Below are 14,376 nucleotides of genomic sequence, written 5' to 3'. Positions count from 1 at the left end.
ATAAGGTTTGGGTTTGACCTTGTATTCGAGAACCAACATTGTTTGACACTGGCTTGCTTGGTATCATTGTAGCACTCCTAATGCCGCCCTGGAAGGGCGGGGCTTGAAACCCATTATTTTTGGTCAAGTTTTAGCCGAGTGAGGTATCAAGAAATTGAGAATTGATCATGGTGGACTGATGATTAATCACGACTCTAGGTAAACTGTTGACTTAGGGCGACTGGATTATGCACCGTAATCTTTTTCTTGTGGATCGAGATCATATCCTCTTGGCGCAAATCCCCCAACAGACGAGTCACCGTTACCCGAGTTGACCCAATGGCCTCGGCAATGGCTTGATGAGACAATTTCAGGTCAATGCGAATCCCGTTGGGTGTTGGCACACCAAAATCCCGACAGAGAATAAGCAGAAAACTCACCAAACGAGAACCCATATCCCGATGAGCGAGGGTTTCAATCATCATCTCGGTTTGCAAAATCCGAGAAGATAGCCCTTTTAACATGACCATCGCTAAATCTGGATTTTCTTTTAGGGCCTGTTCGACCTGATCAATGGGGGCGGAGAGCATCTCTACCGGGGTAAAGGCTACGGCATGGTAAAAACGATCGGATTTTTGTCCTGTAATGAGAGACAAAACCCCAAACACACTATTTTCCCGCAACAAGGCCACGGTAATCTCCTCCCCGGCCTCGTAAACTCGCGACAGTTTCACCGCGCCTTTCATTAAAAAATAAACTCGTTCGGCGGGATCTCCGGGGAAAAAGATCGTTTTTCCGCGTTCACAGGTTTCGACAACGGGCGGAAATGAACCGCTTCCTACTTGACGAAACACCGAGGCTAAAGGTTGATTTTCAAATACGGAAAAATCCATTGCAGAAGCGGTTTAGGGACAATAGTTAAGTGAACTTAGGCTGAGACAATTATAGGCGATCATGCTTAGATGGGTAGAATTGGGGAACAACTGGAGAGAGTCAGCGTCGGGAGGATGTCAGATTCCTAACACAATCCCTCCGGGGAATCTCCGTCTCTTTAGAGCGGGGAGTAGTCAAATTAGGGTTTACTGATTTAACCCAGCCACTTCTGGGGAGTTGGCTAACTGTTCTAAACGCTCCTGCTGGTCTTGACTAATACAAGCTTGAATCAGGTTATCAATATCACCCTCTAGGGCACCGCTTAAGGTAAAGTTCTGCCCTAAACGGTGGTCGGTGATGCGGTTGTCTTTGTAGTTGTAGGTGCGGATTTTCTCGGAACGAGCGCCGGTGCCGACTTGCGATCGCCTTAAAGAGGTTACAGCCTCCTGTTGTTCGCGCAATTTCATCTCATACAACTTCGCCCGCAAAATCTGCATCGCCCGTTCCCGGTTTTGCAACTGGGATCGTTCTTCGGTACAAAAGATCCGAATCCCGGTCGGTTTGTGCATCAAGTCCACGGCCGTCTCTACCTTGTTGACATTTTGGCCTCCAGCCCCCCCGGAACGAGCGGTACTGATCTCAATATCTTTAGGATCAATTTGCACTTCTACCTCATCCACCTCGGGCATAATCGCCACCGTTGCCGTGGAGGTGTGAACTCGTCCCCCTGCCTCGGTGACAGGCACTCGTTGCACCCGATGGACTCCGGCCTCAAACTTGAGTTTACTGTAAACGCGATCGCCCTGAATTTCCAGCACCACCTCCTTAAACCCCCCCATTTCCGCCAGAGACTCACTGACTAAAGCCACTTTCCACTTTTGAGACTCCGCATAACGGGAATACATCCGCAATAAATCCCCCGCCCAAATACTCGCCTCATCCCCCCCAGTCCCAGCGCGAATCTCCAACATAATATTCTTCTCATCGTTGGGATCACTAGGTAACAATAAAATCTTTAACTGATATTCCAGTTCTTCAATTCTTTGTTCCAACTCCTTCACTTCCAAGGCGGTCATTTCCTGCATTTCCGCATCGCCCCCCGCCTCCTTTAACACCTCCTTCGCCCCCGCTAACTCCTCTTGGGCTTTTTTCCATTCCTCATAAGTATTCACCGTTTCTTCCAGGGAAGCCCGCGCCTTAGCCACAGTTTGCAACTCGCTGGGATTGGTGACCACATCGGGATCCGCTAAACGACGGCTTAATTCATTAAATGTTTGTTCAACAGATTTGAGTTTATCGAGTAAATACGATTCCGCCATAATTCGTCCTTTTTCACTGCTTACGATGGTACAAGTTCCGTGAGTTCCATCGTTCTGACAAGGGCTATACATATCTCCGATCATTGGGCTAAAACACCGCTTCCACCCTTGCTAAAACAGGGGTTTAGGAGATGTCTAATCCACCAGAACTCACCAAAATATAACCTAAATACGCAATCAACCCAGCAGAGTTTCTGCTGGGTTGGTCACAAAAAATTAAACCGCTATTTTTCCGGATCGTCCGCGGCCTTGGGAGCCTCGAACATTCCGTATTTGCGCATAAACCGTTCAACCCGTCCTTCAGTGTCAATAATTTTCTGGGTTCCGGTATAAAACGGGTGGTTGCCGGACCAAATTTCTACATGGATTTCTGGCTTGGTCGAACCGACCGTCATCACAACTTCACCGTTACAAATGACCTTCGCTTCGGGGTACCATTCAGGGTGAATCCCTTCTTTGGGCATGGCTTGAATCCTCCTAGGATATACAAAAACAATAAATTTAACGTTTCGAGAATTGAGGGGCTTTGCGGGCTTTTTTCAAGCCGTATTTCTTCCGCTCTTTCGCTCGGGGATCTCGGGTTAAATACCCTTCTACTTTCAAGGGTTGACGGTTGTCGGGGTCGAGTTGGCATAAGGCCCGAGCCACTCCTAATCTAACCGCATCGGATTGTCCGGTCAGTCCACCGCCGTGAGCATTGACTAAAATATCATACTCATTTTCTAAGCCCAAGGTTTCTAAGGGGGCTTTGGCAATGGCTAAATAACTGGGGTTTTGGTTAAAGTGAATTTCGCCGGGGCGGTTGTTGACAATTAATTTGCCACTGCCGGGGACTAAACGCACGCGGGCGATCGCACTTTTGCGGCGACCTGTTCCCCAATAGACCGCCCGTTCATTATTCCCTGCTTGCATGATTATTGACCTCCTGTGGGTTGAGTATTAATCGTTAAAACTTCCGGCTGTTGAGCTTGGTGTTTATGGTCAGGCCCGCTATACACTTTGAGTTTCGTAAACAACTTCCGCCCCAAAGAGTTTTTGGGCAGCATCCCCTTAACCGCCTGCTCAATAATCCGTTCAGGGATGCGGTTTTGCAGTTGGTTAAAGGTTTCCGTTTTCATCCCCCCCGGCCGGCCCGAGTGGCGACGGTAGAGTTTTTGGGAGGCTTTTTTCCCGGTAACTACCACTTTTTCGGCATTGACCACCACCACAAAATCCCCCGTATCCATATGGGGGGTAAAGGTGGGTTTATTTTTGCCCCGTAAAATATTGGCGATTTCCGTGGCTAGTCGTCCCAGTCGTTGGTCTGCTGCATCCACAACATACCATTTCTGGTCTAGGGTGTCTTTCGTAGGTAAGGCTGTTTTTTCCATGAGTCTTGTTTCAATAGATAATCAGGACTGAATTAATCGGCGGTCGTGGGCGCAGACGGGGGAAGGGCGAAAACTGAACTGAGGCTGGCTATCAAACCAAATTTCGGGGGGAAAGGGAAAGTCTGGATAACCCACCCGCAATAAACAAAGACCTTTGGCGGGGGCGGCATATTTCACCAATTCCCGCCGTTGGTTTTGCCAGATGTCTTGGAAGTTTTCCAAGGAGCGGCTGCCATTGCCCACCTCCACTAACATCCCCACCAGTAAGCGCACCATGCCGTATAAAAAGCCATTGGCCTGAATTTCGAGGTGGAGAAAGTCCCCCTGGCGGGAACAGTCCACCTCCTGCACTTCAACCCAAGAATGCTGACGGGAAGACCCAGCCCGGTGGAAGGCGGCGAGGTGATGCCGTCCTAGCAAAGGCTTCAGAGCAGCCTGAATCAAGGATTCTTCTAGGGGAGCATGGTAGTAGTGCCAACAGAAGGGTCGGACAAACAAGTTGGGGCGTTTCGCGGTGTAGAACGTATAACGGTAACGTCGCCACAGGGCAGAAAAGCGGGCGTGCCAACGGGCTGGAACGGGGGCAGAAGCACGGATCAAAAGGTCGTCGGGCAAATAGGAATTTAAAATTGTCGCCCATTTTTCGGCGGGAATCGGACTGGTGAGATTAAAATGCGCCACCTGAGCGGCGGCATGAACTCCAGTATCCGTTCGTCCCGCACCATGTACTGTGACCTTCTGCCCCACAACTTGGGCGATCGCCTCTTCAAGTTCCGCTTGGACGGTGCGTTGATTGGGCTGTCTTTGCCACCCCTGAAAGTGAGTTCCGATGTACTGAATCACCAAGGCCACCCTTGAGGTTTCTCCCGTCTGCTCCACAGTCGGCATTGCCCTAGTTCAGTTCAATGATGGCGATTTCCGCGTTATCCCCCCGACGGCGCTTCGTGCGCACGATTCGGGTATATCCGCCATTGCGATCGCCATAACGTTCTTTGACATCGGCAAAGAGGGAATGAACTAACTGTTTGTCATACAAATAGCTCATGGCCTGACGACGAGCCGCCAGAGAGCCATCCTTGGCTAAAGTGATCATCTGATCGACTTTCGAGCGCACCGCCTTGGCTCGGGCCTTGGTGGTTGTGATTTGACCATGACGGATCAATTCAGTGGTGAGCGATCGCAACAACGCTTTCCGTTGATCCGCAGGTCGTCCCAATTGGGGGACTCTGCAACGATGACGCATTTTAACGAATCTCCTTTACAGTAACTTCGACAATTGACGAGCCTCGACCCGGTTGTTCCATCCGTCCCCTAGCTTGTCAGTGACCGGATGTCCCCCCGGGTTTAGGGTTTCGCTTTTTCTTGGGGTAACGTGATCCCTAAACGCTGTTGCAGCGCTTCGATCACCTCTTCAGCCGACTTTTGACCAAAGTTCTTGATTTCCAAGAGGTCTTCTTGAGAATAGTCCAATAGATCCGCCACCGAGTTAATTTGCGCCCGCTTCAGACAGTTATAAGCCCGAACCGAGAGTTGTAATTCCTCAATGGGAATCTGACTGGTGGGATCATCGGGAACTTCTTGATCCTCGGTAATACTCTCCAAGGTCAGATCCTTGAGTGGATTAAATAAATCCACCACAATCTCCGCCGCCTGAGATAGAGCTTCCTCGGGTTTCATGCTGCCATTGGTCCAAATATCCAGAACCAACCGATCCTTGGGTGAAGAGCCATCCGTCAAGGTATCTTCTACACTGTAGTTCACCTTCGTGACAGGCATAAACACCGCGTCGATCTGCATGAAGTCCAAGGAAGAATTTTCATCCCGACCTCGATCCACCGCCCGGTAGCCTTTGCCCCGGTCAATGCGGAACTCCATCTCTAGGCGCGCCCCCTCAGATAAGGTCGCAATATACTGGTTCTTGTCCACCACTTCCACTTCTGAGGGCAGGTCAAACTGGGCGGCCGTTACCGTTGCGGGTCCGGTTGCCACTAAACGACCAATGGTCGATCCCGTGGCATGACTCTGGAACACCATCTCTTTCATATTTAAGAGAATTTCCAGCACATCCTCCCGCACCCCCGGAATCGTGGAAAACTCATGACTCACGCCCGCAATACGAACGGCGGTCACGGCTGCCCCTTCCAGATTAGCCAGCAAAACCCGTCTTAGCGCATTGCCGACGGTAATGCCTTGTCCTCGTTCTAGAGGTTCAATGACAAATCTGCTATATTGACTTTGGTTTTTTTGAGTCTTAGACTCTACACATTCAATTTGAAATTGCGCCACCGCTTTGTTACCTCCCTTCCCATTGTTACGCCTACGCAAAGAATCACGCCTACGCCAAAAATTACGCCTACGCAAAAACCCTGAATGATGAACTCCGCCCTACAATCCTGTCCGATGTTTCATCATTCATTTGGCTGTGATTCGAGGATTACACTCGACGGCGTTTTGGAGGACGACAGCCATTGTGAGGAATGGGGGTCACATCCCGAATCAAGGTAATTTCCAACCCAGCGGCCTGGAGAGCGCGGATAGCTGTCTCACGACCAGCCCCGGGCCCACTCACCATGACTTCGAGTTGACGCATTCCTTGCTCAATGGCTCGTTTCGCTGCACTATCGGCGGCGGTTTGAGCGGCGAAGGGTGTGCCTTTCTTCGCCCCTTTAAAGCCACTAGACCCGGAGGATGCCCAAGAGATAACATCCCCCTTGGTATCCGAAATGGTCACAATTGTGTTGTTAAAGGTGGAGGTGATGTGAGCGATACCGCTTGGAACATTGCGTTTTTGCTTTTTCGTTCCGCCTTTTTTTGTTGGTCGCGCCATATTCCTTTCTGCAAATTAAATCTGGAAAACGAATGAAATGGGAAACAAATCCACAGGAAATTATTTCTTAGCTGCTGCTTTTTTCTTCCCTGCAACTGTTACCCGTCTGCCCCGACGAGTCCGGGCATTGGTGCGGGTGCGTTGACCGCGCACGGGTAAACCTTGACGGTGACGACGACCGCGATAGGCTCCGATGTCTACTAGACGCTTAATATTCATGGTTTCTAAGCGTCTGAGGTCGCCTTCTACTTGGAAGTTCGTCTCAATATAGGAACGTAACTTGGTGACATCTTCATCACTCAAGTCCCGAACACGAGTGTCGGGGTTTACGCCCGTTTCTTTTAACACTTCCTGAGAACGTGACAAACCAATCCCGTAAATATAAGTCAAGCCAATTTCGACACGCTTATCACGGGGAAGGTCTATACCAGCAATCCGTGCCACAATGAATTTCTCCCTTATGAATGCTTTTGCTGTTTTCTGTAAGAGTGGGGTGGTGGACAGCCCTAGTAGTTAACTGGGAACTGTCCAACCCGGTTCACACAGAGTTAGGGTCTGCCTAACGAAGTCTTTCAACGGGACAAGGCTAACCTCGAATGAGTCTTTAAGCACTACACTTTAAGCCAAACTTTCAGCTAAACCTTGAGGAGGGTTGAAGGACTAATTTGAAACCAAACGGGTGTTAATCTTGGGGATTGAACCCGGTGGGATAACGGTTTAGTCATCACTTTGGGCGTTTAACCTTCGATTTTGGACTCAGACAGGGCTTCCTACCCCATAGGATTGGGTCTAGAGGACTAATATAAGAACTCGGATCCCGACAAATTCCCTACAGGGGTCTAACCTTGACTTAACCTTGACGTTGTTTGTGTTTCGGGTTAGAACAGATCACCATAACTCGACCGCGACGGCGAATGACGCGGCATTTGTCACAAATTTTCTTTACTGATGCTCTAACTTTCATGCCGATTTTGGCAACACTGCAAGCTTATTATTATATCAATAATAACGGTTTTTGTACAGGTTCAAAAGACACTCTAGACCCTTGTTTTCAAGACGAGTGTTGAAAACCTAGCGGACGACCTAACTGGAGGGGGACTACTTTTTGCGTAAGCGGTAGGTAATCCGGCCTTTGGTTAAGTCGTAGGGGGTTAATTCGACTTTCACGCGATCGCCCGGTAAGATTTTGATGTAATTCCGGCGAATCTTGCCGGAAATATGGGCTAACACATTAAACCCATTATCTAAATCCACCCGGAACATCGCATTGGGGAGGGATTCTGTGACTGTCCCCTCCATTTCAATCAAATCTTGTTTAGCCAAGGGTTAAGAATCCTCAAAAACAACAGTAAAAAATTGAGTCCTGCGGGTTGCGCTCCATAGGGCATTGCTCCCTAAGACACGACAGCCCAACGTCAGAACGGCCCCGACCCATCTTAGCAAACCTCAACCCACAGGCAAGGGGCTGCTCCGATAGTCGAATCAGGCACTAACCATGACAATTTCGTTTAAGGACTTCGCCACTTCTTCCGGGAGGCGATCGCCATTCACAGAATAAAGATCATGATCCTCATGTTCATGGTAATAATCAATCACCGCTTCCGTTAGATCATGATACACCTGAAGACGGTGGCGAATCGTCTCCTCCGTATCATCGGCACGCCCTTCCTCCTGGGCTCGATGGAGTAAGCGTTCCACTAAAACTGGTTCAGGAACTTCCAGATTAAACACCACCTTGCGGGTTTCTTGGAACTCCTGTAACAACTCCTCCAAAAAATTGGCCTGGGCAATCGTCCGAGGAAAGCCGTCTAAAATCCAGCCTTCATCGGCATCCTCGCTGTTCAAACGTTCGCGAATCAAATCCACTAACAGAGAATCTGGCACCAAGTCCCCCTGTTCCAAAAAGTCCTTCACTTTTTTGCCCAAAGAGGTTTCTTCCGCCACCGCCCGACGCAAAATTTCCCCTGTCGAAATATGGGGAATGTCCATGGAATGGGCTAAGATTTTGGCTTGAGTGCCTTTTCCCGAGCCAGGTGGACCCAAGAAAATAATGCGCTTGCTCATAAATTCCTTAAGATTTGGCGTTGAACATTGAGCCGAGAGGGTGAGGTTCTGCCCGACGGCAACAGTCCCCCTTGCCCCCCACAACCCCTATTTTTTCACCATTCCCTCGTATCTCTGAGAGATCACATAGGTCTGGATTTGCTTGGCGGTATCAATGGCGACCCCAACCAAAATCAGCAGCGAAGTAGACCCTAAACCCCTTAAGGTTTCGACCCCGGTCGCGCTTTCAATGGCCGTCGGCACCGTAGACACCACGCCCAAGAACATCGCCCCTAAGAACGTCAAACGGTTAATCACCCGTTCTAAATATTCACTGGTGGCTTTCCCCGGACGAATACCCGGAATGCTGGTCCCCATCTTCTTGAGATTTTGGGACATATCCACCGGATTGACAATTAGGGACGCATAAAAATAGCTAAAGAATACAATCAAGGTAAAGAATACCAAGACATAAATCCAAGGGGTTGGTCCATCAAAGCGTAAGGCATTGGCAATGGGGCCGAACACTTGATGGAGTTGACCCACAAAGCCCTCACCCGTCCGGGTAAACTGTTCGAGGGACGCTGGTAAAAACAACACCGCCGAGGCAAAAATAATCGGCATTACGCCCCCTTGATTGAGCCGCAGGGGTAAATAGTTCTTGCGTTCGCGGTAGAGCCGCCGTCCCACTTGACGACGGGCGGAGATAATGGGAATGCGCCTTGTCCCTTCTTGAACAAAAACAATCCCCACAATCATGGCCAAGAACGACAATAACAGGATCACCACCTTGACAATGCCTTGCTCATCTTCTTGAGCAAAGCCGATGGTATTGCCCAAAATCATCGGTAACACGGCCACAATGTTGACAAAAATCAACAAAGATGCTCCGTTGCCGATGCCTCGTTCCGTGATCAGTTCCGACACCCACATGACAAACATAGCCCCAGCCGTAAAAGCTAGAACCGTTTGCACAAAGAAAACTGGCCCTGGATTAATCGCATAATTCTGCACCCAAACGGCCAACATGGTACTTTGTAGGGCGGCCCAACCTGTCGCCACATAACGGGTAATTTGGGAAATCTTCCGCCGTCCTGCTTCCCCTTCATTTTTCTGTAAATTTTCCAACGAGGGCAGAGCCGCCGTCAGTAACTGCATAATGATCGAAGCATTAATAAAAGGCAGAATCCCTAAAGCAAAAATCCCCAATAGGGAAAGTCCCCCACCGGAGAAGACATCCAGAAACCCGATCACAGGACTGCCTTCAATTTCAGCCAAAAAACGGGGTCGATCCACTCCCGGAATGGGAACATAGACCCCAAGGCGCACTAAAATGAGCAATCCTAACGTGACGAGCAAGCGACCTCTTAATCCGGCCGCTTGCGCCATCTGCATAAATGTTTCTTGAGCCGTTGGTGTTTTATCGCGGCTAACGACCATGAAGGTTTACCTCACTTAAACTATGAGCCATAGGCCTTGCTCCTTTGCTTAGGCTTTTGCCTCAATCACTTCACAACTCCCGCCGACAGCTTCAATTTTTTCTTTGGCACTAGCAGAAAAGGCGGCTGCCTTGACGTTTAGGGCCACATTGATTTCACCGTTGCCCAGGACTTTTAATGGGCCTTGGTTACTGGCTGTTAATAATCCTTGTTCTAACAGGGATTCTAAAGTGACTTCTGCATTGGCTGGCAAGGAAGCTAGCTTACTTACATTGATCGTAGTGTACCGACGAGGATTAATCACCGTAAAGTGCTTTAATTTCGGGACGCGGCGATAAAGGGGCATTTGACCCCCTTCAAAACCGGGTTTGGTGCCGGTTCCGGAGCGGGATTTTTGACCCCGCATCCCAAAACCACAGCTGGCCCCTTGTCCGGCGGCAATGCCCCGACCGACCCGGCGACGACTCTTTCTAGAGCCTTTTTTGGGTACTGCGTCGTTAAGTCTCATTCCTTCTGTTCTCCCGCTTGCTATCTAGATATAGAGGTTTTCCACTGGAATGCCTCGTTCCTCGGCCACGTCTTTAAAGGTGCGCAGGGTTTGCAGCGCATCTACGGCGGCCCGAGCATTGTTTAAAGGGTTGTTGGATCCCAGTTGTTTGGCGAGGATGTTTTTCACTCCGGCGAGTTCCAACACGGTGCGCACGGCTCCCCCGGCAATTACCCCAGTCCCCGGTGCGGCGGGGCGCATCATGACTTTAGCTCCTCCGGCCACACCGCGAGCGGGGTGGGTGATGGAGTTGGATTTGGTGAGGGAGATGTCTACCAGTTGTTTTTTCCCGTCGGCTACGCCTTTGCGCACGGCTCCGATGACATCGGCAGCTTTACCAACGCCTACGCCGACTTGACCTCGTTCATTGCCGACTACCACAATGGCGCGGAAACTGAGTTTTTTACCGCCTTTGACGACTTTGCTCACCCGACGAATTTGGATCACGCGCTCTTGAAAGGCGTTTTCTTGTTCTTTTTGGTTTTTACGGCCTTTTTTCTTGCCTTTGGGCATGGTTAAGTTTCCTCGATTGAACCTAGACTGGATGGGTTTAGAAGTTTAATCCGCCTTCGCGGGCAGCATCGGCGAGGGCTTTCACGCGACCGTGGTAGAGGTTGCCTCCCCGGTCAAAGACGACTTGAGTGATCCCTTTGGCGAGGGTTCGTTCTGCGATCGCGGCACCCACAGCCAAAGACGCTTCACAAGTTGACCCAGAGGCCAGTTGCTGTTTCAGTTCAGGCTCAAGGGTGGATGCGGCGGCTAGGGTATGTTGTGCCACATCGTCAATGACTTGAGCATAGATGTGCTGTTGGGACCGAAAGACCGCGAGACGGGGACGTTCGGCGGTTCCGGTGACGGTTTTACGCAGCCGCCGATGACGGCGCTGTACGGATGCTTTGCGAGTACGTTTCATGGTTTATTTCTTGCCTGCTTTACCTGCTTTACGTCTGACAAATTCGCCTTTATAGCGAATACCTTTGCCTTTATAGACTTCAGGGGGACGGATGGCGCGAATTTTGGCGGCCACGTTGCCCACAATTTCTTTATTAATCCCACTGACAATCACTTCAGTGTTTTTCTCTCCGAGGGTCAGTTGAATCCCTTCGGGGGGGTCTACTTCTACGGGTTTACTGTAGCCAACGTTCAAGATTAGTTTTGTGCCTTGAACTTGGGCGCGATAACCTACCCCTTGGATTTCTAGGCGTTTTTCATAGCCTTTAGACACCCCTTCGACCATATTGGCGACGAGGGTACGGGATAGACCATGACGCTGGCGAGACAAGCGGGATTCGTCTTTGCGCAATACGCGCACCACTTTGTCTTCTTGTTCTACGCTGACTTGGGAGGGCAGGACGCGCTCCAATTGACCTTTAGGCCCTTTGACGGCCACATGGGAACCATTAATGGTGACAGTGACTTTATCGGGGATCTCTATAGGGCGTTTACCAATACGAGACATTACCTCATTACTCCTTACTTCAGTCCTTGATCAGTCATCAGTTGCCAGTAATCAGTAATCATGAGTTAGTCATCAGTGTTTCCTAATGAGTGATCAGTTATCAGGCGTTAGTCGAGCAAAGGATTTACGGTTTACGGCTGACTGTTCACGGCTCACGGCTCACTGTTTACTGTTTACTGTTCACTGATTCTTACCAGACGTAACACAAAACTTCGCCGCCAATGCCTCGCTGCCGGGCTTCCCGGTCGGTCATGATTCCACTGGAGGTGGAAATAATGGCGATGCCAATGCCACCGAGGACGCGGGGGAGTTCTTTCCGGTTTTTGTAAACCCGTAACCCGGGTTTGCTAATGCGTTTGAGGGCGGTGATGATGGGTTTGCGGGTTCTGCCTTTATATTTCAGGGTCAGAACCAGTTCTTTCTTCACGCCTTCCCCGACTTCTTCGTAGTCTCCAATAAAGCCTTCCGCTTTGAGAACTTTGGCAATATCGCGGGTGACTCGGGTTGAGGGAATATGGGTCGTGGGGTGTCTGACTGCCCCCGCATTGCGGATGCGGGTGAGCATATCGGAAATGGTGTCGTTAGCCGCCATAGGTGAAAGCTTTTTCCTCCTTATAGTGCTGATGCAAGGCTGCTGGGCTTAGTTGTCACGGAAGGGCATTCCCATCTCTTTCAAGAGGGCGCGTCCTTCTTCATCGGTGTTGGCGGTGGTGATGATGGAGATATCCATTCCTCGAATTTGATCAATGCTGTCGTAATCAATTTCTGGGAAAATCAACTGTTCACGCACGCCAAGGCTGTAGTTCCCTCGTCCGTCAAAACTTTTGGGACTAATGCCCCGAAAGTCACGAATCCGAGGTAAGGCCAGGCTAATTAAGCGGTCTAAAAAGGCGTACATTCGGTCAGAACGGAGAGTGACCATTACGCCGACGGGCATTCCTTGACGAATTTTGAATCCGGCGATCGCCTTTTTGGCCTTGGTCACCACAGGCTTTTGTCCGGTAATCGTTGCCAGTTCATTAATCGACGATTCTAATGCTTTGGCGTTTTGAGATGCTTCTCCGAGTCCCCGGTTGACGGTGATTTTCACCACTTTGGGAACTTGATGGATATTGGTGTAACCAAATTGTTCCGTTAATTTGGGAACAATGGTTTCTTGATACAGGGTTTTCAGTCGTTGTGTCATGGTTGTTTAGTGCTTCCTGGGCTTGGTCAGGAACGAGGGTGAATCGGAGAGAAGGGGGGTTATTTGTCCAAAATCTCGCCTGTTTTTTTCAGCATTCGCACTTTGCGGCCATCTTCGGTGAAGGTGTAGCAAACGCGGCTCGTGACTTTTTCCTTATCGGAATAGAGCATCACATTAGAGCTATGAATGGGGGCTTCAAAGGTTTCAATCCGCCCAGACTCGCCTTCTTGTTGGGGTTTAACGTGCTTGGTGCGCACGTTCACGCCCTTAACCACCACTTTACTTTCTTTGGGCATGGCTTTTAGCACTTCCCCGACTTTGCCTTTATCCCGTCCCGAAATCACCTGTACGGTGTCGCCTTTCTTGACGTGCATTTTGTAGGCTTTGGGGGTTGCTTTTGCTTTAGTTGCCATATCAGATCACCTCCGGAGCTAACGAAACGATTTTCGTAAAGTTTTTATCCCGAAGTTCGCGAGCCACCGGACCAAAAACCCGGGTTCCTTTGGGGTTGCCGTCGTTGTTAATAATCACGGCGGCGTTGTCATCAAAGCGGATGCTCATGCCACTATCCCGGCGGAGAGAATGGCGGGTGCGCACAATGACGGCGCGCACGATATCGGATTTTTTGACCCCTTGGTTGGGGATCGCATCTTTTACGACGGCAATAATGACATCACCAATGCCACCGTAGCGACGGTTGCCTGTTCCGAGGACGCGCAAACACATGAGTTTGCGAGCGCCACTGTTGTCGGCAACATTGAGATAGGTTTGTTGTTGAATCATGGCTGGTTTGCAATCAGTCGCCAGTAATAAACAAGAGGATGAATAAAGAAGGCTAGACCACTGTGCGGTTCATGATTTCGCGCAAGATCCAGCGTTTGGTTTTGCTGTAAGGGCGGGTTTCTTGAATGCGCACACGGTCGCCTTCTTGGCACTGATTTTCTTCATCATGCGCCTTATAGTGCTTGGTTTTGACGACAATTTTGCCGTACTTGGGATGGGGAGAACGGTTTTCCACAGCCACCACAATGGTTTTATCCATTTTGGTGCTGATTACGTTTCCCACACGCTCTTTCGCTGCCATCAGGGGGTTACTCCTCTTCTTGAGCTACAGGGGTGGAGGCTGAAGCATCAGCCATTTTTTGACGTTCGGTTTCAACGGTGAGCAGTTGAGCAATCCAACGGCGAGTATGTTTAAACTCGTGAGTTTTTTCTAACCGTCGGGTGGCTTGTTGTAAGCGCAAATCAAACAGTTTTTTCTTGGCTTCCACAATGGCCGCGCTCAATTCTTGATCGCTCAGTTTGCGGGCATCTGAAACTTTAGGAAGTGCCAT

General features: G+C 49.9%; 24 protein-coding genes. All 24 read right to left on the bottom strand.

Annotated features, from left to right (window positions below; genetic code table 11):
* Positions 1-194 precede the first annotated feature (194 nt).
* Positions 195-872, bottom strand: a complete 678-nt coding sequence (gene ntcA / locus K4A83_RS02510) for a global nitrogen regulator NtcA (protein ID WP_017304389.1) — start codon at positions 870-872, stop codon at positions 195-197.
* Positions 873-1,058: 186 nt separating this feature from the next.
* Positions 1,059-2,171, bottom strand: coding sequence for a peptide chain release factor 1 (prfA, locus tag K4A83_RS02505; RefSeq protein WP_265262808.1), 1,113 nt, complete (start codon positions 2,169-2,171; stop codon positions 1,059-1,061).
* A 224-nt stretch (positions 2,172-2,395) separates the two neighbouring features.
* On the bottom strand, positions 2,396-2,635 hold the full coding sequence (rpmE, locus tag K4A83_RS02500; protein ID WP_265262807.1) for a 50S ribosomal protein L31: 240 nt from the start codon (positions 2,633-2,635) through the stop codon (positions 2,396-2,398).
* A gap of 37 nt (positions 2,636-2,672) precedes the next feature.
* On the bottom strand, positions 2,673-3,083 hold the full coding sequence (gene rpsI / locus K4A83_RS02495; protein ID WP_265262806.1) for a 30S ribosomal protein S9: 411 nt from the start codon (positions 3,081-3,083) through the stop codon (positions 2,673-2,675).
* Positions 3,084-3,085: 2 nt separating this feature from the next.
* Positions 3,086-3,541, bottom strand: coding sequence for a 50S ribosomal protein L13 (gene rplM, locus K4A83_RS02490; RefSeq protein WP_265262805.1), 456 nt, complete (start codon positions 3,539-3,541; stop codon positions 3,086-3,088).
* 21 nt (positions 3,542-3,562) lie between these two features.
* The gene (truA, locus tag K4A83_RS02485; protein ID WP_265262804.1) at positions 3,563-4,429 is read right to left on the bottom strand and encodes a tRNA pseudouridine(38-40) synthase TruA; all 867 of its coding nucleotides are present in this window, start codon (positions 4,427-4,429) and stop codon (positions 3,563-3,565) included.
* A 4-nt stretch (positions 4,430-4,433) separates the two neighbouring features.
* The gene (gene rplQ, locus K4A83_RS02480) at positions 4,434-4,784 is read right to left on the bottom strand and encodes a 50S ribosomal protein L17 (protein WP_265262803.1); all 351 of its coding nucleotides are present in this window, start codon (positions 4,782-4,784) and stop codon (positions 4,434-4,436) included.
* Between the two features lie 101 nt (positions 4,785-4,885).
* A complete protein-coding gene (locus K4A83_RS02475; protein ID WP_265262801.1) occupies positions 4,886-5,827 on the bottom strand; it encodes a DNA-directed RNA polymerase subunit alpha in 942 nt (313 codons plus the stop codon).
* A 148-nt stretch (positions 5,828-5,975) separates the two neighbouring features.
* Positions 5,976-6,368 carry a 30S ribosomal protein S11 gene (rpsK, locus tag K4A83_RS02470; RefSeq protein WP_017303365.1) on the bottom strand — a complete coding sequence of 131 codons (393 nt, stop codon included), beginning with the start codon at positions 6,366-6,368 and terminating at the stop codon, positions 5,976-5,978.
* A gap of 60 nt (positions 6,369-6,428) precedes the next feature.
* Positions 6,429-6,812, bottom strand: coding sequence for a 30S ribosomal protein S13 (gene rpsM / locus K4A83_RS02465; RefSeq protein WP_265262799.1), 384 nt, complete (start codon positions 6,810-6,812; stop codon positions 6,429-6,431).
* Between the two features lie 406 nt (positions 6,813-7,218).
* Complete coding sequence (gene rpmJ / locus K4A83_RS02460; protein WP_015218377.1) at positions 7,219-7,332, bottom strand: 50S ribosomal protein L36; 114 nt, start codon at positions 7,330-7,332, stop codon at positions 7,219-7,221.
* 134 nt (positions 7,333-7,466) lie between these two features.
* Positions 7,467-7,691, bottom strand: a complete 225-nt coding sequence (gene infA, locus K4A83_RS02455) for a translation initiation factor IF-1 (protein WP_008191178.1) — start codon at positions 7,689-7,691, stop codon at positions 7,467-7,469.
* A gap of 159 nt (positions 7,692-7,850) precedes the next feature.
* Entirely contained in the window at positions 7,851-8,432 is a 582-nt protein-coding gene (locus tag K4A83_RS02450) for an adenylate kinase (protein ID WP_265262793.1), read from the bottom strand.
* Between the two features lie 87 nt (positions 8,433-8,519).
* A complete protein-coding gene (secY, locus tag K4A83_RS02445; RefSeq protein WP_265262792.1) occupies positions 8,520-9,851 on the bottom strand; it encodes a preprotein translocase subunit SecY in 1,332 nt (443 codons plus the stop codon).
* Positions 9,852-9,899: 48 nt separating this feature from the next.
* Entirely contained in the window at positions 9,900-10,358 is a 459-nt protein-coding gene (gene rplO / locus K4A83_RS02440) for a 50S ribosomal protein L15 (protein WP_265262791.1), read from the bottom strand.
* 24 nt (positions 10,359-10,382) lie between these two features.
* The gene (rpsE, locus tag K4A83_RS02435) at positions 10,383-10,910 is read right to left on the bottom strand and encodes a 30S ribosomal protein S5 (RefSeq protein WP_017303360.1); all 528 of its coding nucleotides are present in this window, start codon (positions 10,908-10,910) and stop codon (positions 10,383-10,385) included.
* 37 nt (positions 10,911-10,947) lie between these two features.
* Positions 10,948-11,310, bottom strand: coding sequence for a 50S ribosomal protein L18 (gene rplR, locus K4A83_RS02430; protein WP_265262790.1), 363 nt, complete (start codon positions 11,308-11,310; stop codon positions 10,948-10,950).
* Between the two features lie 3 nt (positions 11,311-11,313).
* Positions 11,314-11,856, bottom strand: coding sequence for a 50S ribosomal protein L6 (gene rplF / locus K4A83_RS02425; RefSeq protein ID WP_265262789.1), 543 nt, complete (start codon positions 11,854-11,856; stop codon positions 11,314-11,316).
* A 190-nt stretch (positions 11,857-12,046) separates the two neighbouring features.
* The gene (gene rpsH, locus K4A83_RS02420; RefSeq protein ID WP_265262788.1) at positions 12,047-12,448 is read right to left on the bottom strand and encodes a 30S ribosomal protein S8; all 402 of its coding nucleotides are present in this window, start codon (positions 12,446-12,448) and stop codon (positions 12,047-12,049) included.
* 48 nt (positions 12,449-12,496) lie between these two features.
* Positions 12,497-13,042, bottom strand: coding sequence for a 50S ribosomal protein L5 (rplE, locus tag K4A83_RS02415; RefSeq protein ID WP_265262787.1), 546 nt, complete (start codon positions 13,040-13,042; stop codon positions 12,497-12,499).
* Between the two features lie 59 nt (positions 13,043-13,101).
* Positions 13,102-13,455 carry a 50S ribosomal protein L24 gene (gene rplX / locus K4A83_RS02410; protein WP_407809789.1) on the bottom strand — a complete coding sequence of 118 codons (354 nt, stop codon included), beginning with the start codon at positions 13,453-13,455 and terminating at the stop codon, positions 13,102-13,104.
* Between the two features lies 1 nt (position 13,456).
* A complete protein-coding gene (gene rplN / locus K4A83_RS02405) occupies positions 13,457-13,825 on the bottom strand; it encodes a 50S ribosomal protein L14 (protein ID WP_017303354.1) in 369 nt (122 codons plus the stop codon).
* Between the two features lie 52 nt (positions 13,826-13,877).
* Positions 13,878-14,126, bottom strand: a complete 249-nt coding sequence (gene rpsQ / locus K4A83_RS02400) for a 30S ribosomal protein S17 (RefSeq protein WP_265262786.1) — start codon at positions 14,124-14,126, stop codon at positions 13,878-13,880.
* Positions 14,127-14,133: 7 nt separating this feature from the next.
* The gene (rpmC, locus tag K4A83_RS02395; protein WP_265262785.1) at positions 14,134-14,376 is read right to left on the bottom strand and encodes a 50S ribosomal protein L29; all 243 of its coding nucleotides are present in this window, start codon (positions 14,374-14,376) and stop codon (positions 14,134-14,136) included.

The sequence above is a fragment of the Spirulina subsalsa FACHB-351 genome, assembly GCF_026130165.1.
In the GTDB taxonomy this organism is placed as follows: Bacteria; Cyanobacteriota; Cyanobacteriia; order Cyanobacteriales; family Spirulinaceae; genus Spirulina_A; species Spirulina_A subsalsa_A.
Note: the sequence above shows the minus strand (reverse complement) of the source record. Positions and strands in the feature narration are given on the sequence as shown.